The sequence below is a fragment of the Pseudomonas sp. Z2-11 genome (genome assembly GCF_054161305.1).
Map to the genome: position 1 here is coordinate 122,655 of NZ_CP096395.1, position 24,846 is coordinate 147,500.

Annotated in this window: 27 protein-coding genes (1 of these 27 cut by a window edge); 11 read left to right on the forward strand and 16 right to left on the reverse strand. The window is 59.3% G+C overall.

All coding sequences use genetic code 11. From position 1 onward, the window contains the following. Window positions 1–2 precede the first annotated feature (2 nt). Genes tssM through M1E16_RS00540 form a run of 3 tightly spaced genes read left to right on the forward strand, consistent with a single transcriptional unit; the run spans window position 3 to window position 5,175 of the window. Window positions 3–3,491, forward strand: coding sequence for a type VI secretion system membrane subunit TssM (gene tssM / locus M1E16_RS00530; protein ID WP_458128939.1), 3,489 nt, complete (start codon window positions 3–5; stop codon window positions 3,489–3,491). Continuing rightward, window positions 3,491–4,219, forward strand: a complete 729-nt coding sequence (locus M1E16_RS00535) for a PP2C family protein-serine/threonine phosphatase (RefSeq protein ID WP_458128940.1) — start codon at window positions 3,491–3,493, stop codon at window positions 4,217–4,219. The genes tssM and M1E16_RS00535 overlap by 1 nt, the downstream gene beginning before the upstream one ends. A 50-nt stretch (window positions 4,220–4,269) precedes the next feature. Further along, window positions 4,270–5,175 (forward strand): serine/threonine-protein kinase, encoded by a 906-nt coding sequence (locus M1E16_RS00540; protein ID WP_458130379.1) that lies wholly within the window; start codon window positions 4,270–4,272, stop codon window positions 5,173–5,175. On the opposite strand, the gene M1E16_RS00545 is transcribed toward M1E16_RS00540, so the two are convergent. Further along, window positions 5,123–6,265, reverse strand: a complete 1,143-nt coding sequence (locus M1E16_RS00545; protein WP_458130380.1) for an aminopeptidase — start codon at window positions 6,263–6,265, stop codon at window positions 5,123–5,125. The two genes, M1E16_RS00540 and M1E16_RS00545, sit on opposite strands and share 53 nt — an antisense overlap. Before the next feature lie 58 nt (window positions 6,266–6,323). Between M1E16_RS00545 and M1E16_RS00550 the strand changes: the two genes are divergently transcribed. Further along, entirely contained in the window at window positions 6,324–6,737 is a 414-nt protein-coding gene (locus tag M1E16_RS00550) for a PA0061/PA0062 family lipoprotein (protein WP_434626725.1), read from the forward strand. A gap of 39 nt (window positions 6,738–6,776) precedes the next feature. Next, the gene (locus M1E16_RS00555) at window positions 6,777–7,205 is read left to right on the forward strand and encodes a PA0061/PA0062 family lipoprotein (protein WP_434654350.1); all 429 of its coding nucleotides are present in this window, start codon (window positions 6,777–6,779) and stop codon (window positions 7,203–7,205) included. A gap of 6 nt (window positions 7,206–7,211) precedes the next feature. Here the strand turns inward: M1E16_RS00555 and M1E16_RS00560 are convergent, their stop codons facing one another. After that, a complete protein-coding gene (locus M1E16_RS00560; RefSeq protein ID WP_458128941.1) occupies window positions 7,212–7,445 on the reverse strand; it encodes a DUF1161 domain-containing protein in 234 nt (77 codons plus the stop codon). Window positions 7,446–7,584: 139 nt separating this feature from the next. Next, the gene (locus tag M1E16_RS00565) at window positions 7,585–8,016 is read right to left on the reverse strand and encodes an OsmC family protein (protein ID WP_458128942.1); all 432 of its coding nucleotides are present in this window, start codon (window positions 8,014–8,016) and stop codon (window positions 7,585–7,587) included. Between the two features lie 235 nt (window positions 8,017–8,251). On the opposite strand from M1E16_RS00565, the gene M1E16_RS00570 reads away from it, so the two are divergent. Beyond that, window positions 8,252–9,253 carry an LLM class flavin-dependent oxidoreductase gene (locus M1E16_RS00570; RefSeq protein WP_434654347.1) on the forward strand — a complete coding sequence of 334 codons (1,002 nt, stop codon included), beginning with the start codon at window positions 8,252–8,254 and terminating at the stop codon, window positions 9,251–9,253. Between the two features lie 54 nt (window positions 9,254–9,307). On the opposite strand, the gene M1E16_RS00575 is transcribed toward M1E16_RS00570, so the two are convergent. Then, window positions 9,308–9,532 carry a DUF1161 domain-containing protein gene (locus tag M1E16_RS00575; RefSeq protein WP_458128943.1) on the reverse strand — a complete coding sequence of 75 codons (225 nt, stop codon included), beginning with the start codon at window positions 9,530–9,532 and terminating at the stop codon, window positions 9,308–9,310. A 114-nt stretch (window positions 9,533–9,646) separates the two neighbouring features. Then, window positions 9,647–9,862: a dodecin gene (locus M1E16_RS00580; protein ID WP_003177209.1), complete on the reverse strand. Its 216-nt coding sequence runs from the start codon at window positions 9,860–9,862 to the stop codon at window positions 9,647–9,649. Between the two features lie 156 nt (window positions 9,863–10,018). Here M1E16_RS00580 and M1E16_RS00585 point away from each other — a divergent pair, with 156 nt between their 5' ends. Then, on the forward strand, window positions 10,019–10,345 hold the full coding sequence (locus tag M1E16_RS00585; RefSeq protein ID WP_186611411.1) for a DUF883 family protein: 327 nt from the start codon (window positions 10,019–10,021) through the stop codon (window positions 10,343–10,345). On the opposite strand, the gene M1E16_RS00590 is transcribed toward M1E16_RS00585, so the two are convergent. Then, window positions 10,318–11,235, reverse strand: a complete 918-nt coding sequence (locus tag M1E16_RS00590) for a LysR family transcriptional regulator (RefSeq protein ID WP_458128944.1) — start codon at window positions 11,233–11,235, stop codon at window positions 10,318–10,320. The genes M1E16_RS00585 and M1E16_RS00590 overlap by 28 nt on opposite strands. A 112-nt stretch (window positions 11,236–11,347) precedes the next feature. Here M1E16_RS00590 and trpB point away from each other — a divergent pair, with 112 nt between their 5' ends. Together trpB and trpA are read left to right on the forward strand one after the other, a co-directional pair. Then, on the forward strand, window positions 11,348–12,580 hold the full coding sequence (gene trpB, locus M1E16_RS00595) for a tryptophan synthase subunit beta (protein ID WP_458128945.1): 1,233 nt from the start codon (window positions 11,348–11,350) through the stop codon (window positions 12,578–12,580). Next, window positions 12,580–13,392, forward strand: a complete 813-nt coding sequence (trpA, locus tag M1E16_RS00600) for a tryptophan synthase subunit alpha (protein WP_458128946.1) — start codon at window positions 12,580–12,582, stop codon at window positions 13,390–13,392. The genes trpB and trpA overlap by 1 nt, the downstream gene beginning before the upstream one ends. A gap of 84 nt (window positions 13,393–13,476) precedes the next feature. On the opposite strand, the gene M1E16_RS00605 is transcribed toward trpA, so the two are convergent. The 10 genes from M1E16_RS00605 to M1E16_RS00650 form a co-directional block, all read right to left on the reverse strand. Next, window positions 13,477–15,438 carry a DUF7844 domain-containing protein gene (locus tag M1E16_RS00605; protein WP_458128947.1) on the reverse strand — a complete coding sequence of 654 codons (1,962 nt, stop codon included), beginning with the start codon at window positions 15,436–15,438 and terminating at the stop codon, window positions 13,477–13,479. Continuing rightward, window positions 15,435–15,755 carry a DUF2388 domain-containing protein gene (locus M1E16_RS00610; RefSeq protein ID WP_039593376.1) on the reverse strand — a complete coding sequence of 107 codons (321 nt, stop codon included), beginning with the start codon at window positions 15,753–15,755 and terminating at the stop codon, window positions 15,435–15,437. Before M1E16_RS00610 ends, M1E16_RS00605 begins: the two co-directional genes overlap by 4 nt. Before the next feature lie 31 nt (window positions 15,756–15,786). After that, entirely contained in the window at window positions 15,787–16,092 is a 306-nt protein-coding gene (locus M1E16_RS00615; protein ID WP_434626702.1) for a DUF2388 domain-containing protein, read from the reverse strand. 106 nt (window positions 16,093–16,198) lie between these two features. Then, complete coding sequence (locus M1E16_RS00620) at window positions 16,199–16,516, reverse strand: DUF2388 domain-containing protein (RefSeq protein ID WP_458128948.1); 318 nt, start codon at window positions 16,514–16,516, stop codon at window positions 16,199–16,201. Window positions 16,517–16,828: 312 nt separating this feature from the next. Next, window positions 16,829–17,044 carry a DUF1127 domain-containing protein gene (locus tag M1E16_RS00625; protein ID WP_003187014.1) on the reverse strand — a complete coding sequence of 72 codons (216 nt, stop codon included), beginning with the start codon at window positions 17,042–17,044 and terminating at the stop codon, window positions 16,829–16,831. 319 nt (window positions 17,045–17,363) lie between these two features. Beyond that, a complete protein-coding gene (locus M1E16_RS00630; RefSeq protein WP_458128949.1) occupies window positions 17,364–18,857 on the reverse strand; it encodes an acetyl-CoA hydrolase/transferase family protein in 1,494 nt (497 codons plus the stop codon). A gap of 197 nt (window positions 18,858–19,054) precedes the next feature. Beyond that, window positions 19,055–20,491 carry an NAD(P)(+) transhydrogenase (Re/Si-specific) subunit beta gene (locus M1E16_RS00635; RefSeq protein ID WP_458128950.1) on the reverse strand — a complete coding sequence of 479 codons (1,437 nt, stop codon included), beginning with the start codon at window positions 20,489–20,491 and terminating at the stop codon, window positions 19,055–19,057. Continuing rightward, window positions 20,491–20,814, reverse strand: a complete 324-nt coding sequence (locus M1E16_RS00640) for an NAD(P) transhydrogenase subunit alpha part 2 (RefSeq protein ID WP_003187010.1) — start codon at window positions 20,812–20,814, stop codon at window positions 20,491–20,493. Before M1E16_RS00640 ends, M1E16_RS00635 begins: the two co-directional genes overlap by 1 nt. Window positions 20,815–20,829: 15 nt before the next feature. Next, window positions 20,830–21,951 (reverse strand): Re/Si-specific NAD(P)(+) transhydrogenase subunit alpha, encoded by a 1,122-nt coding sequence (locus tag M1E16_RS00645; protein ID WP_434602436.1) that lies wholly within the window; start codon window positions 21,949–21,951, stop codon window positions 20,830–20,832. A 430-nt stretch (window positions 21,952–22,381) separates the two neighbouring features. Then, window positions 22,382–23,281: a LysR family transcriptional regulator gene (locus tag M1E16_RS00650; protein ID WP_458128951.1), complete on the reverse strand. Its 900-nt coding sequence runs from the start codon at window positions 23,279–23,281 to the stop codon at window positions 22,382–22,384. A 157-nt stretch (window positions 23,282–23,438) separates the two neighbouring features. On the opposite strand from M1E16_RS00650, the gene M1E16_RS00655 reads away from it, so the two are divergent. Together M1E16_RS00655 and M1E16_RS00660 are read left to right on the forward strand one after the other, a co-directional pair. After that, window positions 23,439–24,620, forward strand: coding sequence for an acyl-CoA dehydrogenase (locus M1E16_RS00655; RefSeq protein ID WP_434626692.1), 1,182 nt, complete (start codon window positions 23,439–23,441; stop codon window positions 24,618–24,620). A gap of 13 nt (window positions 24,621–24,633) precedes the next feature. Continuing rightward, window positions 24,634–24,846 carry the 5' portion of a CaiB/BaiF CoA transferase family protein gene (locus tag M1E16_RS00660; RefSeq protein ID WP_458128952.1) on the forward strand. Its footprint extends 1,008 nt past the window's final position, so 213 of the gene's 1,221 nt are visible here — the first part of the coding sequence; its start codon is at window positions 24,634–24,636; its stop codon lies off the right edge, out of view.

Here is a 24,846-nt window from a genome sequence, read left to right on the forward strand (position 1 = left end):
TCATGAAATCGCTTTTCAGGAAAATGGGCGCCTGGTTGCGTCGGACTTGGGTCTGGACGCTGTCCTGGGTGCTTTTTATCGGATTGCTGGTGTGGTTTGTCGGACCGTTGCTGGCTGTTGCCGATTACAAGTTCTGGGCGAGCCCGACGGCACGTCTACTGACCCTCAGCGCGATGTTTCTGGCATGGGGACTGGGCATGGTTTTCTACTCTGAGCGCGTCTCGGAAAGCGAGAAGAAAGCCGAAGCCAATTCGCCACGTACTTTCAGTCGGACCAGGATAGACGATCAGCGCCGCGAGCTGCGCTCGCGCTTCAAGAAGGCTTTGGAAACGTTAAAGACCTCAAGCCTGTATTCCGGCCACGGCGAGTACTGGCGTGATGATTTACCCTGGTATTTGGTGATGGGCCCTGCTGCCAGCGGAAAGACCAGCCTGCTGGCCTGTTCGGGTCTTGAATTTGCGTTCGACAGGTTTGAGCGTGATTCCTCGGAAGACGCTTGCGGTACACAACATTGCGATTGGTATTTTGCCCAACAGGCTGTGTTGGTCGATACGCCGGGACGCTACCTGACCCAGGCGGATCCAGATGTCGATGCTGATGCCTGGAGCGGGTTGCTCGAATGGCTGCGCAAGCGTCGCCGTCATTGTCCATTGAATGGCGTGCTGTTGACGGTGCCTGTGGAGGTGCTGCTGGGAAGCGAGGATGAGGTTGCCCGGCTTGCCAGTCATATCCGGGCTCGTCTGCAGGATATCCAGCGCCAACTGCGCGCCGACATGCCGGTCTACCTCGTGCTGAGCAAGGCGGACTGCGTGCCTGGCTTTAATGAATTCTTCGACTCGATGACCCGGGAGGAGAGCGACCAGGTACTGGGCGCGAGTTTTGGTCGGGGCCCGCACGGTAACGATGTGACCGTATCGCGAACCGAATTCGAGTCGCTACTGCACAGGCTCAACAGTCAATTGCTCACGCGTCTGCATCAGGAGCGAGATGCCGGACGTCGTGGTCTCATCCTGGATTTTCCCCAGCAACTGGCGCAGATGGGCACACATCTCTGTCTGCTGCTCGCGCAAGTCTCCAATGGCAAGGCGTCCCCAATTCGGGGCTTTTACTTGACCTGCGCCTCGCAGCCTGGCGCTGCGGCTGCCAGCCCCGGCGATGCGAGCCCTGGCACTCGCCGCGAGCTTTCGAGGTCCTCTCGCGAAGGTATCAACTCCCGATTTATCCACCACTTGCTGACGCGGGTCATTTTTCCCGAGGCCGATCTGGCCCGCTTGGGGCGGAGCGAACATAGGCGTATCCGTCGGAACCAGCGTATGGTTTATTTCGCAGCGCTGGCGCCCGTTGGATTGTTCGGGCTGCTGTGGGCACAGGGTTTTTCGGCCAACCACGAACGTCTGGAACATTTGTGGATGTTGGGCCAACGTTGGGAACAACTGCGCTTGGCGCCGATGGCCAGCGACGACTCGATTGCGCTGCTCGATTCGCTTGATGTCCGCTTCGAGGCCACTCAGGTCTTTGCTCCGGAAAAAGCGGTGCCACTGCATGAACGCATTCGTTTATATCAGGGGGATGCAACCAGCCCCGTGGTGGTTGGCGCCTATGAACACGAATTGCAATCGCGACTCCTGCCTCGGGTCGCAAAAATGCTTGAGGAGCATATTCAGGGCAATCTGGGTGACCGTGAACGTTTGCTCAACAGTCTGCGCGCGTATTTGATGCTGGCCAGGCCCGAGCGACGCGACGCGGCATGGCTCAAGGATCGGCTTGCCCGCGATTGGTCGCTGCGTTATCCCGGCAATCCAGCGATCCAGAACGGCTTGAACACTCACTTCGAGCGTCTATTGGACCTGCCTCTCGCCTATGAGGTGGACGAGTCATTGGTGGCCCAGGCTCGGAAAATCCTGCGCGGTGAGTCCCTGGCGGACGTCGTTTACCGAATGCTTCGCGAGCAGGCCAACCCGCTGCCGCCATACAGTCTCAGCCAACATCTGGGCCCGCAGGGTGCGTTGCTGGTCGGCACTGACCAGATCATTCCGGGCTTCTATACCCGTCAAGGTTATGAGCAGTACTTTTCAGTCCAAGGCACGACGCTGATTACCGGACTACTACAGGACAACTGGGTGCTGGGCGAAGGTGCGAATCCCAGCGGCATGGACATGCGTCGTCTTATGAGCGAACTGGAGCAATTGTACTTTCGTGACTATGCCGAACGCTGGAGCGTGGCGATCGGGCGGGTCAGCTTGCGAAGGGCTGGTAGCACCAGTGAAGCCGCCGGGCAATTGGCAGAGCTGACGTCGGCGTATTCGCCTCTGGTGCAATTGCTGGTGCAGGTGCGTGAGCACACGCGCATCCAAGGCATTGCCGAACGTATGGATGAAGCGACGCAAACGACCGGAAACAGCAGCAGTACCGTTTTGCATACGGTCGCCCTCGCTGGCAAAGCCGCCAGCTCCGTGGCAGCGAGGCTGCCGGAAGTCGGGCAGAAATCCTTACAACGGCGTTTTGAGCCATTGCACCGTCTGCTGGACGCTGAAGGTGGCCCCGCAGGCGACCTGATCCTGGCGTTGCGCGCTCTTGATGACGTCGACTCGCAGTTGGCCACCCTGACCCGCGCGAGTGCACCGGAGCAGGCCGCCTTCGAATTGGCGAGGCATCGCATGGGTGTTCAGCAAGATGCGCTGAGCAATTTGCGTAGCGCGTCGGCACGCTTGCCGCGCCCGCTCAATGGATGGCTCAACGGGCTTGCAGAGGATAGCTGGCGCCTGGTGCTCGATGATTCATATCGATACCTGAACCAGCGCTACCAGAGCGAGCTCTACACGTTCTACGCAAAGGCAATCAACAAGCGGTATCCGTTCAATGCCCACAGCGCCAGCGATGTCGCGATCAATGACTTCCGGGAGTTTTTCAAGGACCAAGGCATTGTCGATCGGTTCTTCGAGCGTTACATGCGGCCGTTCGTCAGTGGTCATTCGGGGCACTACCGTCTGCGCAGTGTCGATGGCCAGAGCCTGCCCATGTCCAGGGTCTATCTGGAGCAAATGGCAACGACACATACCATTCGCCAGAGCTTCTTTGCGGAAGATCCTGTCGAGCCAAAAGTCCAATTCAAACTCGAACCCTACACGCTCGACCCGGCGGTCAGCCGATCCGAATTACGCCTGGGCGACCAGACGCTGGAGTACCGGCATGGGCCGATACAGCCTGTCGCTTTCACCTGGCCAATCGAGGCGCAGGACGGTCGAGCGGCCTTGGTACTGGACAGGATTGTCGGCGGGCAGGGGGTCGGCATCGAGAAGAGCACCGGGCCCTGGTCGCTGTTTCGTTTATTCGACTTGATGCAGATGGAATACCTGGTCGGTCGCGATGTGCGTGTGCTCAAGGCTGATCTCGGTGGCCTGCGGGCCAACTATCTATTGATGAGCCAGCGCACGCCGAACCCTTTCGACATGAGCACCTTGCGTACCTTCCGGATGCCGGTACAGCTGTGATGCTTCACTCCCGCAGGTGGCGCAGCGCTGCGCGTACCGATCCCGGCAAGGTTCGCTCGCGTAACGAGGATGCCTACCTGGAATGTCCGGAGCAGGGAATCTGGGCCGTTGCCGACGGAATGGGCGGCCATTCGGGCGGCGATATGGCCAGCCAACTGGTAGTTGCCAACCTCGCGGAGCTGCCCATTCATCGAGACATCGATGAGCGTTCGAGAGCGGTGCGCCAGTGCCTGCGCTGGACCAATCGAAGACTGAGTCAGGAATTGACAGTTACTGCTGAAAATCCGCTCGGCATCATGGGAAGCACCGTCGTGGTGCTGTTATTGGAAGGCAAACGTGCCGCTTGTATCTGGGCTGGCGACAGCCGCTGCTACCTATGGCGTGATCGGCAGCTGTATCAATTGTCCAAGGATCATTCCCTGCGCCAGCAAATGGTCGACGAGCATCAGGCCAGTCTCGAGGAGGCAGATGCTCACCCCGCGGCGAAGGCGCTGACCCGCGCAGTAGGCGCCTCGCACGAACTGAAGTTGGAAATCCTTAAGTTGGACGTTCATTACGGTGATACGTTTTTGTTGTGCAGCGACGGTTTGTATCAGGACCTTGGTGGAAAAGCGCTCGGTGATGCGATGAGCCTGGCTTGCCCGAGCAGAGCATTGGAACATCTTTTCGCAGGAGCTTTGAGCGGTCGGGCGAGGGACAACCTGACGGCGGTGGTGATACGTAAGTGAACGGTCCCGCCACAACTTCAGGTGCCCCAGACGGCGATGAGAAAAGTCTCATCTGTTCCGCCTTCGGTGTGTCGTCTGCTTTGCCATCGAGTCAGCGCTGTATTGGCGAAATGCCAAAGATACTTGCCGGCCGCTATTGTCTCGAACGATTGCTCGGTGCCGGTGGCATGGGGGTGGTCTATAGGGCCCGCGACCTGCTCCATGAACAGTACGGCGATCCGGATCCTTACGTTGCGGTAAAAATGCTCAGCGAGGAACTCGGTGATGCCCCGGACGCGGGTGCGCTGCTTTATAGCGAGTTTGCCCTGAGCCGGCGCTTGAGCCATCCGAACGTGCTGCGCCCATACACGTTTGAAGTCGACGCTGCCCAGCGACGGGTTTTCATCACAATGGAGCTGATGCGCGGCTTGACCCTGGACAAGTTACTCTGCGAATCCCCCCTCGGTTTGCCCTGGCCCGAGTTGAGACCGATCGCAATTCCACTGCTTGACGCCATCGCACATACCCATGGCCGAGGCGTAGTGCATGGTGACATCAAACCGAGCAATGTCATGCTGAGTGCAGAAGGTGTGCGTTTGTTTGACTTCGGCCTGGGCCTGACTGAGGAGGGCCCCTTGAAAGGCTTGCCTTCGCTGAACCGCCAACGTCTCGGCGCCTGGACGCCGGCCTACGCCGCCCCAGAATTGCTGGAGGGAAGCCCCGTTTCTGCATGCACCGATCTCTATAGCCTGGCTTGCGTGCTGTACGAACTGGCGAGCGGCAGACACCCATATCGGCGTCTGCCTTCAACCCAAGCTCGCGATACCGGGCTGGAACGTGAGCTCAAGGCTCCGCGCAACTTGCCCAGGCGTTACTGGACAGCATTGCGCACGGCGCTGGCCCTTGATCCTGAGCGGCGCAGTATCAGTGTGACGCAGTTGCGGGCGCTGATGGCAGGTGGCTCGTTCTGGTGGTGAGAAGGCTCGCCGTTGGCGATGCTGCCAATGCTTTCAACGCTGCCTTTCGCTCATCCATCGCCAACCGACCAAGCTTCTCCACGGCGACATAAAACCTGACCCAATCTTCGCCCTCACGCCTGAACAACGCCGCGAACGCCGGCACCCATTGGTCATACAGGCCGAAGGGCAACAATCGGGCGTTGTTCAGTGGTGCGTAGACCCAGGCGTCGTAGCGCTTGTCGCCGGCCCATTGGGTGTCGCGCATGTGCTCGTAGTCGGCACGCAGGCGTTCGAATTCCGCGGCCTTGCGCTGGCGCATCTGTTCGGCCGGCAGGGGGAGGGCGTAAAGGGCTTCGAGCCGCTGGCGGGTGTCGAGGATCAATTGGATGAATTGCTCGCGTTGGTGCACCTTGTTGCCATTGTCCGGTGTCAGTCCACGTTGGGCGCGCCATTGGCGGGTGCCTTCCTGCTCGACGAAGGTGGCAAAGGATTCATTGAATTCGGTGTCGTCCTTTACGTAGAAGCGCTGGTGCGCCAGTTCATGAAAGATCAGCGTCGCCAAGCGCTCGTCGCCCCAGTGCAGCATCGAACTGAGGATCGGGTCATTGAACCAGCCCAGTGTCGAATACGCCTCTACGCCACCAATCGAGACATCCATGCCGCGCAAGCGCTGCATCGCAGCCTCGCCTCGGGCGGCACCCTGGCTGTAGTAGCCGCGATACGCCACACAACCGGCAATGGGGAAGCAGTGGATTTGCGGGGCCAGGGAAAATTCCGCGGTGGCGAAGACATTCCAGACGACAAAGGGACGGCCAATGTCCGCGTACAGGCGATAGCTTTGGTTGTCGGGCAGGTGCAGGTGGGCGCTGGCGAACGTCCGGGCTTCGCGCGCCTGGGCCAGATGCGCGCGCAATTTTGGATCACGGGCGGGGTCGGCGATGACCCGCTCGATCGGCTCTCGAGCTTGCAGCAGTCGTATCTGCCCACTGGCGAGCTGGCTGTAGTAACCGAGGCTGGAACAACCGTTGAGTAACAAAAGCACGAGGGCCGGAAACAAAATCCTGAAAACACGGTCGAGTAACCGATGGCGTGAACGCTGCCTGATCAATTTGGAATCACCCTGGGAAGTCTGCCTCAAGACTATCTCGCCTGCCCGGAGCTTCGCTATGCGCGTGTTGATGCTGACTTGTGGCCTGTTGCTGCTGACCGGTTGTGCCGGTTTGCCTGATCCCGATCCCTCTCAAGCGTGGATCGACCTGGGGAACCATCGGGACACGGCTTTGCAAGCGCTGGAAGTCGATGACAAAGCCTCTATCGACCGTCGTTATTTCGAAGTGCAGCCCGGCAGCCATGAGCTGACGGTGCGTTATCAATTTGCCGTGGAACCGGGCAACATCGGCCCGGATGCCGAACCGTTGTGGCGTGATTGCCGGTTGAACGTGAAATTCAAGGATTTCAATGCGGGCCGGCGCTACCAGCTGCAGGCCGGCAGTATCGGCTTCCGTCCGTGGGCCAAGCTTTATGACGAGCAACGAAAGGTGGTGGGCCAAGGCACGCCGGCGGGCTGCCAGCAAAGCTGATCGGCGCTATGCTCGGCGCCTGACTTGAGGAAACCGATCATGCGCCTACCTACGCTGTTGTTGGCTCTCGCCACGTTGAGCGGATGTGCAACGAGCCCATTGCCTGAAATGGACCCGAACATGGCCTGGGTCGATTTCGCCACGCCAATGCCGGGCGGCAAATTGCTGATGGCTGAAAGCCTGGACGGCCAGCGACTGCGGGACGGGCGATTTTTCCAGGTCTCGCCGGGTAGCCATGAATTGAAGGTGCGCTTCGACTTCGAGGTGTTCGGCGCTGGCGGTGGGCTGGGCATGATGAGCGAGCCGAAAGAGCGGCTGTGCTACCTCATCGTACGCTACGACCATTTCGAGGCCGGCCAGCGTTATCGCCTGGAGGCTCGCAACCTGGCTTACTCCCCAAGCGCCCGGCTCTATAACGCCAAGCGTGAAATCGTCGCCGAGGATCGGCAGGCCAATTGCCTGATGTAGCGCTGTCTAGCGGTCGTTCTTCTGGTAGATGATTTTTTTTGTGCCGTTCTCGCAGGAGCCCACCACCATGTTCTGGTCATGGACTTCTTCATTGGTGACGATTTCAAGCGTGTAGGAGGCCACGCCTTGGGCCTGGATCTTGGCTTCGATCTCGCTCTTGAGTTCTTCACAGGGCTTGGGTGCCGCGAGGGCCGATGTGGCCAATGCGCAACCGATGACTGCCAGGGCGAATCGTTTCATGCTGGAATCCCTCAATACAGCGCGCACTGCCTGTGCGCTGAAACTGCAGACCTGCATTCGATCACAATTGCCTTCGGGCAAATAGATCGCCCATCAAAAAGACCGCAGCCTGTGGAGAGGCTGCGATCTTTTCAGTTCATCAATTTACCAGCGAGGCGTCCAGGGTGATTTTGGCGTTGAGCACCTTGGAAACCGGGCAACCCTCCTTGGCTTTGTTGCTCAATTCCTCGAATTGCGCTTGGGTGGCGCCCGGAATCTTGGCCTTGAGGATCAGTTTCACCGCGGTAATCGCAAAGCCGCCATCAACCTGGTCCAGCGTCACTTCGGCGTTGGTGTCGATGCTGTCGGCCTTGAGCCCGGCATCGCCGAGAATCATCGAAAACGCCATGGAAAAACAGCCCGCATGGGCCGCGCCGATCAATTCTTCGGGATTGGTGCCTTTGCCGCCTTCAAAACGTGCCTTGAAACCATAGGGCGCTTCGCGCAACACGCCGGTTTCCGTGGAGATGGAGCCGATTCCGGTCTTCAGGTCACCTTCCCAGTGAGCCGATGCTTTCTTGACGATAGCCATGTGTGCCTCCTCATGATCCGGCGCGAGGGTTCGCGCCTGGTTATTTTTCAGTGCCAGGATTGTGAGGATAGACCGGCTGATAAAGTTCACCTGGTCGATTAGTCGACTAATTTAGTAGGAAATTTCTCCGCTACTATTGAATCTCGGGTATATGCCCACATTCATAGGACACACCTACAGAAACGGCAGGCTTTCGCCCACAGGAAAGCTGGTACGCCGTTGGAGATGCCAGCCCATGAAACAGCTGTCCGAAGTCAAATTTTCAACCCTCGACCTTGTCCCCGTTCGTGCCGACGGCAACGCTGCCCAGTCCTTGCGCAACTCCCTCGACCTGGCGCAACACGTGGAAAAATGCGGCTATACCCGCTTCTGGGTGGCTGAGCACCACAATATGGACGGCATCGCCAGCTCCGCGACGGCGGTGTTGCTGGGCTATCTGGCGGGCGGCACATCGACCATTCGTGTCGGCTCCGGCGGGGTGATGCTGCCGAATCATGCGCCTCTGGTCATTGCCGAGCAGTTCGGCACGTTGGAGAGCCTGTTTCCGGGCCGGATCGATCTCGGGCTGGGCCGCGCACCCGGCTCCGACCAGATGACCGCCCGGGCCCTGCGCCGTGAACGCTCCGGCAGTGCCGATGATTTCCCTGACGATGTGGCTGAACTGATGCGTTACCTCGGCCCGCGAACCCCGGACCAGCGCATCATTGCCATGCCGGGTACGGGGACGAACGTGCCGGTGTGGCTGCTGGGTTCGAGCCTGTTCAGTGCGCAACTGGCCGGAGAGCGCGGGTTGCCCTACGCCTTCGCCTCGCATTTCGCACCGCGTTTCATGCATGAAGCGATTCGCGTCTATCGCAATCATTTCAAACCGTCTGCGGTGCTGGACAAACCTTACGTCATGCTCGGCGTACCGCTGGTGGCAGCGGATACCGATGAGCAGGCGGATTACCTGGCGACTTCGGTATACCAGCGCATCCTCGCGTTGATGCGCGGCCAAAGTCTGGTACAGCGCCCGCCAGTGGAAACCATGAATGGCCTGTGGCTGCCCCATGAGAAAGAAGCGGTCGGTGACTTCCTTGGCTTGGCGATGATCGGTGGGCCGCAGAAAATCCGCGCCAGGCTGGAGGTGCTGATCGAGCAAACCCAGGCCGACGAGCTGATTTTTACCAGCGATCTGTACGAGCACACCGACCGGCTGCACTCCTATGAGCTGCTGGCGCAAGTCATGAAAGGCTGAATCACAGCCACAAAAAAGCCGACGCACCGCGTCGGCTTTGATTTGAACGCGCAATCAGCCGCGTTTGTAGACGATTTGCTTTGAACCGCCTTCGCAGGTGCCGACGACTTCTCCGTCAGCCGCTGCGCCTTTATCGACAACTTCCAGTGAATAACCCGATACACCTTTGGCATCAAGCTTCGCCGCGATTTCGCTTTTCAGCTCTTCGCAGGGCTTGTCGGCCGCAAACGCGCTACCCGCAAGGCTCAGCAGACCCAGGGCCACCATCAACTTCTTCATCGCTCGCACTCCTTGGACGGATCAAATAGGGAGGTATCAGAAAGGCCTGATGCGCCAACCATAGCGCATGGCCATTCCCTATGGCACTCCGCCAGCGTGCAAGTTCAAATCAGCTCAGCTATTGGCGATCCGGAACCCGACCTTAATGGTCACCTGGAAGTGCGCGGCACGGCCATTTTCGATGTGACCGCGGGTTTCGGTGACCTCGAACCATTCCAGGTGCTTGAGGCTTTTGCTGGCCTCCGCCAGGGCATTGTTGATGGCGTCTTCAATGCTGGTGGGAGACGAGCCGACCAGTTCGACCTTTTTGTACGTGTGATGATCACTCATGACGTTCTCCTTGGTTGTCTTTAACAGCCTAGCAGCGATTTTTCGCCTTACGTGTGTCGCCGTTTTCGCTGCGAAAGTTCAGATTTACTGCACTTTCGCAAGCGGTCGCAGTCCCAATCCTCACACGCTACTCAACCACTGCAGGAGAGAGCCACCATGGCCAGCACTTCGTTACGTAAAGCCTCGTTGCAAAGCATGGAAGCGGAGATCGAGAGTCTGCTCAAGTCCTTGGAAAGCCTGAAAGACGACGCTTCGGACGAGTCGCGCAAAACCCTCAAGTCGCTCAAGGCCAATGCCGAAAGCGCGCTGAAACACTCTCGGCATCTGCTCAGCGATGCGTATGAAGAGGTCAAGGTGAAAACCCGTGAAACCGGGATCGCCACCCGTGATTACGCTCAAGAACATCCTTGGACCACGGCCGGTGTCGCGGTTGGGGCGCTTGGTTTGCTGGCCGCTTACTTGTTGTGCAAGCGCGGTGACTGAATGGGTGGGCTCAGCTCATGCCTGAGCCACTGTGCCAATTGCCGGGCGCGCCCATCCGCGGCGCGCTTGGGCAGCCACAACGCCAGCCGCGCCGGGGTTTCACTGAAGCCCCACGGCGCGACCAGGCGTCCGGCACGAACGTCCTCGGCTACTAGCGGTTCCGGGGCGATTGCCACGCCAAGCCCGGCTACCGCGGCCTCGAGTAAATAATACAGATGCTCAAAACCTTGCCCGAATCTCAGTGACTGGGGTTCCAAGGCATTTTGCCGTGCCCAGGTTGGCCAGGCCTGTGGGCGGGAGGTGGTATGCAATAGCGGCTCGCCCAACAGTGTGCTGGCCGGTGCGTCCCGCAGTTGGGCGAATCCGGCGTAGCGCGGGCTGATCACCGGGCCGATTCGCTCGCTGGCCAGTTCATACACTTGCATGTCGGCTGGCCAGGGCGGTTCGGCGAATACCAGCAGGGCGTCCAGTCCAGGTCGCCTCGGGTCCAAGTCGCCTTCGCCGGCGGACAGGTGCAGGCGCAAGTCGGGAAGATCAGCGTTGAGCCTGCCCAGGCGGGGTATGAACCAGCGCGCCAGCAGGCTGCCCGAGCAGCCCAGCACGAACGGCGCGTCCGCAGTGCTTTGCGTCAGCTCCGCGCAAACCGTGCGCAGGCGTTCGAATGCGTCGGCACTGGCGTCACGCAGACGCAAACCTGCATCTGTGAGTTTCAGGCCACGGCCGTCCTTGATGAACAGGCTGACACCCAAGTGCTCTTCTAGCACTTTCAATTGCCGGCTGACAGCACCATGGGTGACGTGCAACTGTTCCGCCGCCTGGCTTACGCTGTTCAGGCGGGCGGTGGCTTCGAAGGCACGCAAGGCGTTTAGCGGCGGAAGATCGTGGCTCATGGTATCTGTGAGTTTTCCTGACAGGTTGCGGCGATCTTATCGGTTTTCAGAGCGCGATGGCAGGGGTAGAGTGACCCTCACTGTTTTTCTACGCATTCGCCTGGAGCGCCCGATGACCCAGCCTACGACCTCTTTCAACCTGCGCAGCGGCCCCGATGCCAACGGCCTGTTTGGCGCGTTCGGCGGCCGCTACGTGGCCGAAACGCTGATGCCGTTGATCCTTGATCTGGCCCGTGAATACGAAGTGGCGAAGCAAGATCCTGCGTTCATTGAGGAATTGGCCTACTTCCAACGGGATTATGTCGGTCGTCCGAGCCCGCTGTATTTCGCCGAGCGCCTGACCGAGTACTGCGGCGGTGCGAAGATCTACCTCAAGCGTGAAGAGCTGAACCACACGGGCGCCCACAAGATCAACAACTGCATCGGCCAGATCCTGCTGGCGCGGCGCATGGGCAAAAAACGCATCATCGCCGAGACCGGCGCTGGCATGCACGGCGTGGCGACTGCCACCGTGGCTGCGCGTTTTGGCCTTGAGTGTGTGATCTATATGGGCACCACCGACATCGAGCGCCAGCAGGCCAACGTGTTCCGGATGAAACTGCTCGGCGCCGAAGTGATCCCGGTGGTTGCTGGCACCGGCACCCTCAAGGATGCGATGAATGAGGCGCTGCGCGATTGGGTGACCAACGTCGACAGCACCTTCTATCTGATCGGCACCGTGGCCGGGCCGCACCCTTACCCAGCGATGGTCCGCGATTTCCAGGCGGTGATCGGCAAGGAAACCCGCGATCAGTTGCAAGCCCAGGAAGGCCGGCTGCCGGATAGCCTGGTGGCATGCATCGGTGGCGGCTCCAACGCCATGGGCCTGTTCCATCCGTTCCTGGATGACAAGAGCGTCGATATCATCGGCGTTGAAGCGGCTGGTTATGGCATCGAGACCGGCAAGCACGCCGCGAGCCTGAACGGTGGCGTCCCGGGTGTGCTGCACGGCAATCGTACGTTCCTGCTGCAGGACGACGACGGTCAGATCATCGACGCCCATTCCATATCTGCAGGTCTCGATTATCCGGGGATCGGTCCGGAACACGCCTGGTTGCATGACATCGGTCGGGTCCAGTACACCTCGGTCACCGACGCCGAAGCTTTGGAAGCTTTCCATAAATGCTGCCGTCTTGAAGGGATCATTCCTGCGCTGGAAAGCGCCCACGCCTTGGCTGAAGTGTTCAAGCGTGCACCGAACCTGCCCAAGGATCACCTGATGGTGGTCAACCTGTCCGGCCGCGGCGACAAAGACATGCAAACCGTAATGCACCATATGGAACAGTCCCAGCAGGAGAAACATTGATGAGCCGCCTGCAAACCCGTTTTGCCGAACTCAAGGAACAGAACCGCGCCGCGCTGGTGACCTTTGTCACCGCCGGTGATCCGGACTATGACACTTCGCTGGCGATCCTCAAGGGCCTGCCTGGCGCTGGCTCGGACGTGATCGAGCTGGGCATGCCGTTCACCGATCCGATGGCTGACGGCCCGGCAATCCAGCTGGCGAATATCCGCGCCCTGGGGGCCCAGCAGAACCTGGCGAAAACCCTGCAGATGGTGCGTGAGTTCCGCAAGGACAACACCGAGACGCCACTGGTGCTGATGGGGTATTTCAACCCGATCCATCGTTATGGCGTGCAGCGTTTCATCGGCGAGGCGCTGGACTCCGGCGTCGATGGCCTGATCGTGGTGGACATGCCGCCCGAGCACAACAGCGAACTGTGCGAACCGGCCCAGGCCGTCGGCCTGGACTTTATCCGCCTGACTACGCCAACCACTGACGACGTGCGCTTGCCTACCGTGCTCAACGGCAGCTCCGGCTTTGTCTACTACGTGTCAGTTGCCGGTGTGACCGGTGCCGGCGCCGCAACGCTGGAACATGTGGAAGAGGCCGTGGCGCGTTTGCGTCGCCATACCGATCTGCCGATCAGCATCGGTTTCGGTATCCGCACGCCTGAACAGGCGGCAGCTATCGCGCGGCTGGCCGATGGGGTAGTGGTTGGCTCGGCGCTGATCGACCATATCGCCCGTGCCGACACGTCGGAGCAGGCGATCGATGGCGTGTTGAGCTTGTGTGCTGCCTTGGCTGACGGCGTGCGCAAGGCGCGTCTGGGCTGATTCCAGGTTCGGTTTGCAGCTACAAAAAAGGGGGGTTCAGAACTGAGTTCTGAACCCCCCTTTTTAAAGTTTCATCCAAACGGGTCAGGGCAACTCCAACCCGCCCCCGGCCTTGTGCAGCTTGCGCAGATGTTCGCCGATTACCTTCACGTTGGCCTCGCTTGCAGCAATTTCAGCTGCGCGGCTCGGCTCCAGCAACGCTCGAACCTCCTTATCCAGGTCGCCTGTGAGCGTTTGCAGTTGCTTCTGGCGCAGGCTGCTTTCCGATTCCAGTCGTTGCCACTCGCTGGGTTGCGGCAGACCATAGCCGCCGCTGCCCAGCAATTCGGCCGGGCGGCTCAGGAAACCGCTGTTGGCGAGAATCTGCTGCAGCGTCGCGTTTGCCCGTTCCATACCGCCGTTCTGCAATTCGCGGGCATTGAGGTAGCGCTGCTTGACCTCATCCTGAGCCAGCAGCAATTGCCGGCGGAAACTCGCCTGCTCCAATAGAAGCAGCGCCGCGCTGGTGCGCAGGTCTGCCTGCTCGAACCAGGCGCGGCGTTCAGTGGCGTCCAGGGCCAGCCAGTCTTCAACGGTTTGCTGTTTGATGGGCAGATGTTTTTTCAGGACTTCGAACATCGCCTGGTAGCGGTCGCGGAACGAGTCAAAACGGTAACCGAGGCGCAGTGCCTCCTTGGGATCATCCAGTACGCTGGTATCCGCCAGGCCTCGACCCTTGAGGATTTCCAGCAAGCCGTTGGGCATGATGCTGTCCAGGCCTTTGAGCTGCTCGTTGTCACTGCCGCTGCGCAGCAGCTTCAGGCTTTCAACCGCGCAGTTATTGGAGAGGAAATAGTAGTTTCCGTCGTAGCTCCAATGCATTTCGGCGGCACGTTCGACGGTCTCCTCGATCTCGGCACGAGACAAGTTCAGCGGAACTGATGCCAGGCTGCGCAGTTCAGTCTTGGTGTATTCATCGATTACCTGGGCCAGCGGCAGCACAAACAGGCGCGATGGGTATTTGCCCACCAGTCCGTCCCAGCTCGACAGCTGTACATCACCTACAAACGCACGGTAAGACAACACCAGATGCTGATCCAGGTCCAACCGGCAATCCGGCCCACGTGGTCGGCCCGGCGCGCAGATCACCAGCCGGAGCATGCTGTGGCCCCAGCGACTGACCCAGTTCTGGTTAGCTTCGGCCAGCAGGTAATCGATGGCGTAGACGCGCTCCGGATCGACCTTGCCCAGCGGCGTCTTGGCAAAATCATTGCCGGCGTTGAGAAAAGCAAAGGACTGGGCGCAGGTGTCCTTGGCGGCAGGCGCCCAGCCGACGTGTCCCTGATAATAGCGATACAGGGCGGGGCGCCGGCACGCATAGCTCGGGTCCAGGAGGAAATACTCCATGTTCACCGCGACGAACTCCTTGGGACTGCTCGTCTCGTAGAGGTCCGGGCTGCGGGCGACCTGGCGGTTATGCTGTTCCCGTTCGCCGCGGCGGCCGACGTATTGCGGCCAACCGGCCAAGTCGAGCAAGCGTGGATCATCGCTGAGGGTGAAGCGGCGGTCGTTCTCGCCCCGGCACTCATCCGGAAGCCCGATCAATCCTGCACTGCTGTTGCGCCGCGTACAGCGCTGGATCAGCGCACGTTCGGCATCCGGCCATAGACGCGAGCGATCATAGATATGAGTCAGTTCGTGGAGGACCGTGGCGAGCATTTCTCGCCGCACCGTGCCGTGCGGCCGCTGGGTCTTTTGCCTGGCGGCGCTGCCGTCGGTGAGGCTGTCGAGCAGGTTACGGTTGAGATCCAGCTGTGACACCAACGAAGCCTGGCCGTAGGCGTTTTCCGGCATTTGGTCGGTCCAGCCGACATCGATGCGCCGGTCCAATCGCTCGATGAAGCGCGGAGGTAATGCTTGCATGGCTTCATCGAGCAATGCCTGACTGGCCTGCTGTTGCGCCGGGCTCAAGCCGTCGCTATTGAGGTGTAGCTGCAGGCCGGCCTGGGCAGTGCTGCCAATGAGCAGCACGACCCCGGCCGTCAGCCAGGCGGCGAGTTGCCTCACAATGCGAGGATGGCTTCGGCGAGAACCTGATCACTGGCGTCGCGAGCTTCCGGTACGCGGGTACGCAAGGTTTCGAAAGCGGCCTCGAGATGAGCGCCACGGATTTCGCCATTGCTGGCGACGAAGCTGGCCGCGTCATCGTGGGCTTCACGGACGATTTTCGAATCACGGATGGAGGTAGTGGTGTCAGAGGTGAAATCGATCGAGCGCTGGGAAGCGCGAACGATGATGTTACTGGTGGCTACCAAGGTATGTGCCTGGGCCACATCGGCCAACACCAGCAGGCCAAGGGCGGCAGCAATCAGCGGGCTACGCATGGAACGACTCCGAAAAGAAAAATACAGATAGCTATTGGACGAGAATTGCCTGTGCCAGTTCAAGGTCGCTGGCGTGAAGTTTTGGCTGGCTTCGGCGCAGGTAAGCCAAGGCCGATTCCAACTGTGCGCCTCGCAACTGTCCATCGCTGGCAATGAATGTTGCGGCGTCATCGCGAGCGGCGACGACCAGTTTATTGTCGAAGGGTGCCGAGGTCACGAGGCTTGTGGCATAAGCGCTGGCCACCAGCTGTTGGGTGGACACGTCAAAGGCTTGGGCCGGAACAGACCAGCAGAAAGCTGCGAAGAAAAAGGCTCGGTACAGATTTGAAAAACGCATGGGACTCGACAGTTGTTGGCGAGCCTGAAGGCTAGCGCAAACCGGCGGGCCAGAGCCAGCGCTGAAACATCGGAACACCTCTGGGTGCCCGATGTTTCATGTTGCATCAAATAACCAGGATGGCCTGTGCCAACTGCGCATCGGTGGCGTTGAGCTGTGGAGCCTGCTGGCGAATGAAATCCAGCGCGCTTTCCAGCTTCACGCCACGGATGGCCCCTTCGCTAGCCACGAAGCTGGCGGCATCATCACGGGCAGCTTGAACAATCTTGTTGTCCCGCAGTGAAGAGGTGGCGTCGGAGGTTACGTCGGAAGTGGCTTTTAGTGCGCCGACGATGGAGTCAGTCGTGACGATAAAGCTGCTGGCGCTGGAATGGGCGGCTACGGCCAGCAGGACAGCTGTGCTGAGCAGGCGAAGACGGATCATGATGTAACTCCTTGATGATGAAGGATGCCGGTGCGTGTAGCTGGAAGGAAGAGACGCAGATTCGACTCGCTTCGCCACGTCAGGATCGATATTAGGACAGAACGCGGCGGCTGGCAGCTACAGAACAATAATAAGGCGAGCAGTTTTAACTGTACTTGTCATAGTTTAAAATTTTAAAACTGTTCAGTTTCAGTGGAAATTCAACCCCGGGCCCATAAACGACGAGACCCGTCGTGGTTTCCCACGACGGGTCTCGTTTATTCAATTCGATGCTGGCGATGGACCCGGTGGGTCAGGGCCAGCGACGCTGAGTTAGCGCCAGAACGGCTTGCTCAGCTCTTCGTAGCGTTGTGCTTCGCTGATACCGGCGTCAGCCAGCAGACGCGAATCCAGACGAGCCAGTTGATGGCGGCTGGCAATGCGGCGCTGCCACAACATCAGGTTGGCGATAACGCGAAGAGGCAGGGAAGCCTGGTTTTTTTCAGCTTTGTCTTCGAAAAACAGCTCGGAACTGAGTGTACGTTCCATGGTTGACATCCTTCCGCTTGTGGCGGGATCAGGTAGTGGTTTGACTGGTGCCCATGATCCTCTCGTTTGGCCAGTCTCTCTAGATACAGTTCATCTGTATTGTGAGAGACCAGTTAACTGTTAAAGAGCGGTGTACTGGTCGATATTGAGGCAACTGTACCTGTCTGCACAATTTAGGTGCATTTTAGGTCGTTCTTCCCGGTTTTGTAGGAATGGGGCGTAAGAAATCACCGGTACAGTAGTACAGTTTTATACGGTGACCGCCCCTGCCGTAAGCATTCATCGAAACTGTTATTGCCGTATCGCTAGGCCAGCTGTATCAAATCGCCAACATGCGCCCGGTTTCCTCGAGGTTGAGGTGCCAACTGAGTGCATCCTTCAGGATATGCGGCGTATGTCCGCCCAGCTTACAAGCGGCTTCAAAATAGTCGCTGAGCGCCTGGCGATAGATAGGGTGTACGCAGTTGTCGATGATGACCCTCGCTCGCTCCCGTGGTGCGAGTCCCCGCAGGTCGGCCAGGCCGACCTCTGTTACCAGGATGTCGACATCGTGCTCGGTATGGTCCACATGGCTGACCATCGGCACGACGCTGGAAATGGCACCGCCCTTGGCGATGGATTTGGTAACGAACACCGCCAGGTGCGCATTCCGGGCGAAGTCGCCCGATCCGCCAATGCCGTTCATCATCCGCGTGCCGCACACATGGGTTGAGTTGACGTTGCCGTACAGATCGAACTCCAACGCTGTGTTGATGCCGATGATGCCCAGGCGGCGCACAACTTCTGGATGGTTGGAGATTTCCTGCGGGCGCAGGACCAATTTGTCCTTGTACCTTTCCAGGTTGCCGAAGACATCGGCATTGCGTCGAGCCGACAAGGTAATGGAACTGCCGGAAGCGAAACTCAGCTTGCCCGCATCGATCAGGTCGAAGGTCGAGTCTTGCAGCACCTCGGAATACATGGTCAGTTCTTCGAACGGGGAATCGATCAAACCGCACATCACGGCGTTGGCGATATTACCGATTCCGGCCTGCAAGGGGCCGAGCTTGTTGGTCATTCGTCCGGCTGCCACCTCTTGCTTGAAAAAATCGACCAAGTGATCGGCAATAGCCTGTGTATCGCTGTCAGGTGGCAGGACGGTGGAGGGTGAGTCCGCTTGATGGGTGATGACAATGGCGGCAATTTTTTCCGCGGGGATTGGAATGGCAGGGCTACCGATGCGGTCCTCGACCTTCACCAGGGGAATGGGTGTGCGGGTTGGGCGGTAGCTCGGGATATAGATGTCGTGGAGCCCTTCCAGATTCGGGTTGTGGGCCATATTGATCTCGACGATCACTTGTCTGGCGAAAATCGCAAAACTGGCCGAATTGCCCACTGATGTGGTGGGCACGATATGACCTTGTTCGGTAATGGCCACGGCTTCGATCACGGCGATATCGGGCAGCTTGAGCTGCGCGTTGCGCATCTGTTCAACGGTCTCCGATAGATGCTGGTCGATGAACATGACCTCGCCAGCGTTGATGGCCTTGCGCAGGGTGCTGTCCACCTGGAAGGGCATGCGTCGCGCGAGCACGCCTGCCTCCGTGAGCTCCTTATCGAGATCGTTGCCCAGGCTCGCCCCGGTCATCAGGCTGATTTTCAACGGCATGAGCTTGGCCCGTTCGGCCAGTGCATGAGGTACCGCCTTGGCTTCTCCGGCGCGGGTGAAGCCACTCATGCCAACGGTCATCCCGTCCTCAATCAGCAAGGCTGCCTCGGCAGCGCTCATCACTTTGTCCAACAACGAAGGCAGGCGGATGCGGTCACGGTACATGGATGGTTGTCTCGGGCAGGAAGCAGGATGCGCAGTGTAGAGAATTCGCGCCGTGCCCGACCCGCTACAAAAGTCGCATTTGAGGCGTCTATTACGGGCGTTTCAGGCAAAACATCATTACCGTATCGGTAACTTTCAGCCTTGATACAAATCAAAACGCCCCGACAAGTCGGGGCGTTTTGATAACACAGCGGAGCTTATTCCACGGCCTTGACCATGTCCTCAATGACCTTTTTGGCGTCGCCGAACACCATCATGGTCTTGTCGAGGTAGAACAGCTCGTTGTCCAGGCCGGCATAACCGCTGGCCATCGAGCGCTTGTTGACGATGATGGTCTTGGCCTTGAAGGCCTCGAGGATCGGCATGCCGGCAATCGGCGACTTCGGATCGTTCTTCGCTGCCGGGTTGACCACATCGTTGGCGCCCAGCACCAGCACCACGTCGGCCTGGCCGAACTCGGAGTTGATGTCCTCCATCTCGAACACCTGGTCGTAAGGTACTTCGGCCTCGGCCAGCAGGACGTTCATGTGCCCGGGCATGCGACCGGCCACCGGGTGGATCGCATATTTGACGGTCACGCCATGGTGGGTCAGCTTCTCGGTCAGCTCTTTCAACGCATGCTGCGCCCGTGCCACCGCCAGGCCGTAGCCCGGCACGATGATCACTGTGTCGGCGTTGGTCAGCAGGAAGGTCGCGTCATCTGCCGAACCGGATTTCACTGGGCGGGCTTCTTTCGAGCCTGCCGGGCCAGCCGCATCTGCGGCGTTGCCGAAGCCACCGAGCAGCACGTTGAAGAACGAACGGTTCATCGCCTTGCACATGATGTAAGACAGGATCGCACCGCTCGAACCTACCAGGGAGCCGGCAATGATCAGCATCGAGTTGTTCAGCGAGAAGCCGATACCGGCGGCCGCCCAGCCCGAATAACTGTTGAGCATCGAGACCACCACCGGCATGTCCGCGCCGCCGATCGGGATGATGATCAGCACACCCAGCACGAAGGCCAAGGCCAACATCAAGGCGAACGCGCCGAGGTTGCCGGTAAACATGAAGGTCAGGCCCAGGCCCAGCGTTGCCAGGCCCAGGATCAGGTTGAGCTTGTGCTGGCCGCCAAACTGTACCGGTGCGCCCTGGAACAGGCGGAACTTGTACTTGCCCGACAACTTGCCGAAAGCGATCACCGAACCGGAGAAGGTGATTGCACCGATGGCCGCGCCGAGGAACAGCTCCAGACGGTTACCGGCCGGGATCGAATCGCCCAGTTGCTTGACGATACCCAGCGATTGCGGCTCGACTACCGCCGCGATGGCAATGAACACCGCCGCCAGGCCGATCATGCTGTGCATGAACGCTACCAGCTCCGGCATCTTGGTCATCTCGACGCGCTTGGCCATGATCGAGCCGGCGGTACCGCCAACCAGCAGGCCGACGATGACGTAGCCGATGCCAGCGGTCGCTAGCTCAGCGCCCAGCTTATAGATGAGACCCACGGTGGTGATCACCGCCAGCGCCATGCCGAGCATGCCGAACAGGTTGCCTCGGCGAGAGGTGGTAGGGTGCGACAGGCCTTTGAGGGCCTGGATGAAACAGATCGACGCAATCAGGTAGAGCGTCGTTACCAGGTTCATGCTCATTACTTGGGCGCCTCTTCTTTTACGGCTTTCGGGGCTTTTTTCTTGAACATCTCAAGCATGCGGCGCGTCACCAGGAAGCCACCGAACACGTTGACCGCGGCCAGGGCCACGGCGAGGGTGCCCATGGTCTTGCCCAGCGGCGTTACAGTCAGGGCGGCGGCGAGCATGGCGCCGACAATCACGATTGCCGAGATGGCGTTGGTCACCGCCATCAACGGCGTGTGCAGCGCGGGTGTAACGTTCCAGACCACGTGGTAACCGACATAAATCGCCAGCACGAAGATGATCAGGTTGTAGATACCGGGGGAGATAAGCTCTTCCATTGTCTGAATCCCTGCTTAGGCGTTTTTGCGGATGACTTGGCCGTCGCGGCACATCAGGCACGCGGCGACGATGTCGTCTTCCAGGTTCACGTCGAACTGACCTTCCTTGGTGAAGACCAGCTTCAGGAAGTCCAGCAGGTTTCGGGCGTACAGCGCCGAAGCGTCAGCCGCGACTTCACCGGCCAGGTTGGTCGGACCGCAAATGGTCACGCCATTCTCGATCACCACCTGATCGGCCACGGTCAGCGGGCAGTTACCGCCCTGGGCCGCCGCGAGGTCGATGACCACCGAACCCGGTTTCATCTGCGCCACGGTTTCCGCGCTCAACAGCGTCGGTGCCTTGCGGCCCGGAATCAATGCGGTGGTGATGACGATGTCCGCCTGCTTGGCGCGCTCGTGCACGGCCTGGGCCTGGCGCTGCATCCAACTGGCCGGCATCGGCCGGGCGTAGCCACCGACGCCGACGGCGCATTCACGCTCTTCATCGGTTTCGTAAGGCACGTCGACGAACTTGGCGCCCAGGGATTCGATTTGCTCTTTCACTGCGGGACGCACGTCCGACGCCTCGATCACAGCGCCCAGGCGCTTGGCCGTGGCAATCGCCTGGAGTCCAGCCACACCCGCGCCGAGAATCAGCACGCGCGCCGCTTTCACGGTGCCTGCGGCGGTCATCAGCATCGGCATGAAGCGCGGATAGTGATGGGCGGCCAGCAACACGGCTTTATAGCCGGCGATATTCGCTTGAGACGACAGCACGTCCAGGCTTTGAGCGCGGGAGGTACGCGGCGCGGCCTCAAGGGCGAATGCGGTGATGCCGCGTTCGGCCAGCTTGGCGATGGTTTCGTTGTTGAACGGGTTGAGCATGCCCACCAGAACGGTGCCGCTCTTGATCAGCGTCAGCTCGCTGTCGCTGGGGGCGACCACCTTGAGGATCAGTTCGGCCCCGAATGCATCACTGGCGCTGCCAATGGTTGCGCCCGCTGCCTCATAGGCACTATCGATAACGCTGGCCTTGATGCCGGCGCCGCTTTCAACAGTGACTTTATGGCCTTGGCCGACCAGCTTCTTGATGGTTTCCGGGGTAGCAGCAACCCGTGTTTCACCCGTCTGGGTTTCGAGAGGAACACCAATGTGCACGTCAAATCTCCTGCGTGATCTTATTGAGTAAACCCAGGCACTTCGGATGGTGCGACTGGGGCGGCCGATCAGCACGATCCCGCCTGACCAGGCGGGGCGCGGCATTTTGCAGGCGAATATTCAGCCCTTCAAGGGATTATGACGTGTGACGTAAATATAACTACAAGTCACCCTGTGACCGAATGTCGCAACTGGCGAGGTAAAGGTCGCTAAACCCAGGCAAATCAAGGGATAACGGCAATTATGATTCTTTTTGCATCGGTCAGATGAATGGAACGATATGACTCGCTCGATATGGCTTAAAGCCACGTATTTCAACGGTTATAGGACGTTTGTACCGATATGATCACAGTTTGGTTAAATGCGACAAATAGTTATATCTGTAGTGCTTGAGATAGTATTACTACTTATTTGCGCTGTCATTTTTTCCTTAATTTTCAAAATCATAGTTTCTAGCTTCGGTGACCAGCCAATCGCGAAATGCCCGCAGCGAGGCCGATTCCACCTTCCGTTCCGGGATCATCAGGTAATACGCCTTGAGGCTCGACAGGGCATTGGGGTTGGCAATGACCAGGCGCTTCTCCGCCAGTTCGCGCTGGATCAGGAAGGGCGGGATCAAGGCAACACCCATATCGTGCATGGCGGCTTGGGCAAGCATGGAGAATAGTTCATAGCGCGGACCTGTCAGGTCGCGCGCGATATTAAGGTCTTGTGAGTTGAACCACTGGCGCCACGCGTATGGGCGGGTTGTCTGCTGGAGCAGGGGGAGCTCCGTGATTGCCTCCGGCGTCAGAGTTTTGCGGTTGCCCAGCAAGGAGGGGCTGCATACCGGCAACGGCTTTTCCCCCATTAATTTGTGAGATTCGGTACCGGACCAGTCCGCGTCGCCGAAGTAGATGGCTGCATCGAAATCCGTATCGGCGAACAGGAAAGGGCGCGTGCGGTTGGTGAGATTGACCGTCACCTCAGGGTGCTGCCCCTGGAAATCCTTGAGGCGTGGCAACAGCCATTGAGTGCCGAAGGTGGGCACGACGGCGAGTTCGATAACGTTCGCGCCGGTGTGCCCCATCACTGAAAGGGTATCGCGCTCGACGGCATCCAGTTGCGTGGCGATTCGACGGCTATATGAAAGCCCCGCTTCAGTCAGCTTGACGCCGCGTCTCGAGCGTCGGAAAAGCTCCACGCCAAGGAAGTCCTCCAGGCTGGCAATCTGTCGGCAGATAGCGCCTTGGGTGATAGAGAGCTCCAGTGCCGCCTTGGTGAAGCTTTCGTGGCGTGCGGCAGCCTCGAAGCTGATCAGGGCGGCGGTGCTTGGGATTTTACGACGCATATACGCAAGCCTCACTCGTTATCCGCACAACAGCGGTCTATGGTGTTTACGGAGTGAGAAATTAGCACAACACCATGCCGAATCCTCGTTTGCTCTTGTGGGAAACCGGGCCTAGGATCAGTCCACGATTTTCCATTTGATTGGCGAGGACTTTTTCATGGCCAGTAAGGCGAGCTTCAGCTGGATCGATCCCTTGTTGCTGGACCAGCAACTCACCGAAGAAGAACGCATGATTCGCGACACTGCCGAGCAGTTCGCTCAGCAGAAGCTGGCGCCGCGCGTACTGGAGGCGTTCCGTCATGAAAAGACTGACCCGGCGATCTTTCGTGAAATGGGCGAAGTGGGCCTCCTGGGCGCCACCATTCCCGAGCAATACGGCGGCAGCGGCCTGAATTACGTCAGCTACGGCCTCATCGCCAGGGAAGTGGAGCGTGTGGACTCCGGCTACCGGTCGATGATGAGCGTGCAGTCCTCACTGGTCATGGTGCCGATCAACGAATTCGGCACCGAGGCGCAGAAACAGAAGTATCTGCCGAAGCTGGCTTCAGGCGAATGGATAGGCTGCTTTGGCCTGACCGAGCCGAACCATGGTTCCGACCCGGGCGCGATGATCACTCGGGCGCGCAAGGTTGAAGGCGGCTACAGCTTGACCGGCAGCAAGATGTGGATCACCAACAGTCCGATCGCGGATGTGTTTGTCGTTTGGGCGAAGGACGACGCCGGCGATATCCGAGGCTTCGTGCTGGAGAAGGGCTGGAAGGGCCTGACTGCTCCGGCGATTCACGGCAAGGTCGGGCTGCGTGCTTCGATTACCGGCGAGATCGTCATGGACAGCGTATTCGTGCCGGAAGAAAACATCTTCCCGGACGTGCGTGGCTTGAAAGGGCCGTTCACCTGTCTGAACTCGGCTCGCTACGGCATTTCCTGGGGCGCCCTGGGGGCTGCCGAGTTTTGCTGGCACACCGCCCGTCAATACACGCTCGACCGGCAGCAGTTCGGTCGCCCGTTGGCTGCCAATCAATTGATCCAGAAGAAACTGGCCGATATGCAGACTGAAATCACCCTCGCGCTTCAAGGATGTCTGCGTCTTGGGCGTATGAAAGATGAAGGCACGGCTGCGGTAGAGATTACTTCGATCATGAAGCGGAACTCTTGCGGTAAGTCCCTGGATATCGCACGCATGGCGCGGGACATGCTGGGCGGCAATGGCATCTCCGACGAGTTCGGCATTGCTCGTCATTTAGTGAACCTTGAGGTGGTGAACACCTACGAGGGTACGCACGATGTTCATGCGTTGATCCTTGGCCGCGCGCAAACCGGCATTCAAGCGTTCTATTAATAGGGGAACGGCCATGGGCGCGCTTTCGCATCTGCGGGTGTTGGATTTATCGAGGGTTCTGGCTGGGCCTTGGGCCGGGCAGATCCTCGCGGACCTGGGGGCGGAGGTCATAAAGGTCGAGCGTCCGGGTAACGGTGACGATACGCGTGCCTGGGGGCCGCCCTTTCTGAAAGACGCTTATGGCGAGAATACGACCGAGGCGGCTTATTACCTGTCGGCCAATCGC

Excerpts from the sequence above, each read along its gene's own strand:
- M1E16_RS00575 (WP_458128943.1), bottom strand. The coding sequence starts at position 9,532 with ATGAAGAAGTTGATGGTGGCCCTGGGTCTGCTGAGCCTTGCGGGTAGC.
- tssM (WP_458128939.1), top strand. The coding sequence starts at position 3 with ATGAAATCGCTTTTCAGGAAAATGGGCGCCTGGTTGCGTCGGACTTGG.
- M1E16_RS00655 (WP_434626692.1), top strand. The coding sequence starts at position 23,439 with ATGGCCAGTAAGGCGAGCTTCAGCTGGATCGATCCCTTGTTGCTGGAC.
- M1E16_RS00625 (WP_003187014.1), bottom strand. The coding sequence starts at position 17,044 with ATGGAACGTACACTCAGTTCCGAGCTGTTTTTCGAAGACAAAGCTGAA.
- trpA (WP_458128946.1), top strand. The coding sequence starts at position 12,580 with ATGAGCCGCCTGCAAACCCGTTTTGCCGAACTCAAGGAACAGAACCGC.
- M1E16_RS00555 (WP_434654350.1), top strand. The coding sequence starts at position 6,777 with ATGCGCCTACCTACGCTGTTGTTGGCTCTCGCCACGTTGAGCGGATGT.
- M1E16_RS00585 (WP_186611411.1), top strand. The coding sequence starts at position 10,019 with ATGGCCAGCACTTCGTTACGTAAAGCCTCGTTGCAAAGCATGGAAGCG.
- M1E16_RS00535 (WP_458128940.1), top strand. The coding sequence starts at position 3,491 with ATGCTTCACTCCCGCAGGTGGCGCAGCGCTGCGCGTACCGATCCCGGC.
- M1E16_RS00635 (WP_458128950.1), bottom strand. The coding sequence starts at position 20,491 with ATGAGCATGAACCTGGTAACGACGCTCTACCTGATTGCGTCGATCTGT.
- trpB (WP_458128945.1), top strand. The coding sequence starts at position 11,348 with ATGACCCAGCCTACGACCTCTTTCAACCTGCGCAGCGGCCCCGATGCC.
- M1E16_RS00550 (WP_434626725.1), top strand. The coding sequence starts at position 6,324 with ATGCGCGTGTTGATGCTGACTTGTGGCCTGTTGCTGCTGACCGGTTGT.
- M1E16_RS00610 (WP_039593376.1), bottom strand. The coding sequence starts at position 15,755 with ATGCGTAGCCCGCTGATTGCTGCCGCCCTTGGCCTGCTGGTGTTGGCC.
- M1E16_RS00650 (WP_458128951.1), bottom strand. The coding sequence starts at position 23,281 with ATGCGTCGTAAAATCCCAAGCACCGCCGCCCTGATCAGCTTCGAGGCT.
- M1E16_RS00580 (WP_003177209.1), bottom strand. The coding sequence starts at position 9,862 with ATGAGTGATCATCACACGTACAAAAAGGTCGAACTGGTCGGCTCGTCT.
- M1E16_RS00560 (WP_458128941.1), bottom strand. The coding sequence starts at position 7,445 with ATGAAACGATTCGCCCTGGCAGTCATCGGTTGCGCATTGGCCACATCG.
- M1E16_RS00590 (WP_458128944.1), bottom strand. The coding sequence starts at position 11,235 with ATGAGCCACGATCTTCCGCCGCTAAACGCCTTGCGTGCCTTCGAAGCC.
- M1E16_RS00620 (WP_458128948.1), bottom strand. The coding sequence starts at position 16,516 with ATGATCCGTCTTCGCCTGCTCAGCACAGCTGTCCTGCTGGCCGTAGCC.
- M1E16_RS00640 (WP_003187010.1), bottom strand. The coding sequence starts at position 20,814 with ATGGAAGAGCTTATCTCCCCCGGTATCTACAACCTGATCATCTTCGTG.
- M1E16_RS00615 (WP_434626702.1), bottom strand. The coding sequence starts at position 16,092 with ATGCGTTTTTCAAATCTGTACCGAGCCTTTTTCTTCGCAGCTTTCTGC.
- M1E16_RS00570 (WP_434654347.1), top strand. The coding sequence starts at position 8,252 with ATGAAACAGCTGTCCGAAGTCAAATTTTCAACCCTCGACCTTGTCCCC.
- M1E16_RS00565 (WP_458128942.1), bottom strand. The coding sequence starts at position 8,016 with ATGGCTATCGTCAAGAAAGCATCGGCTCACTGGGAAGGTGACCTGAAG.
- M1E16_RS00630 (WP_458128949.1), bottom strand. The coding sequence starts at position 18,857 with ATGTACCGTGACCGCATCCGCCTGCCTTCGTTGTTGGACAAAGTGATG.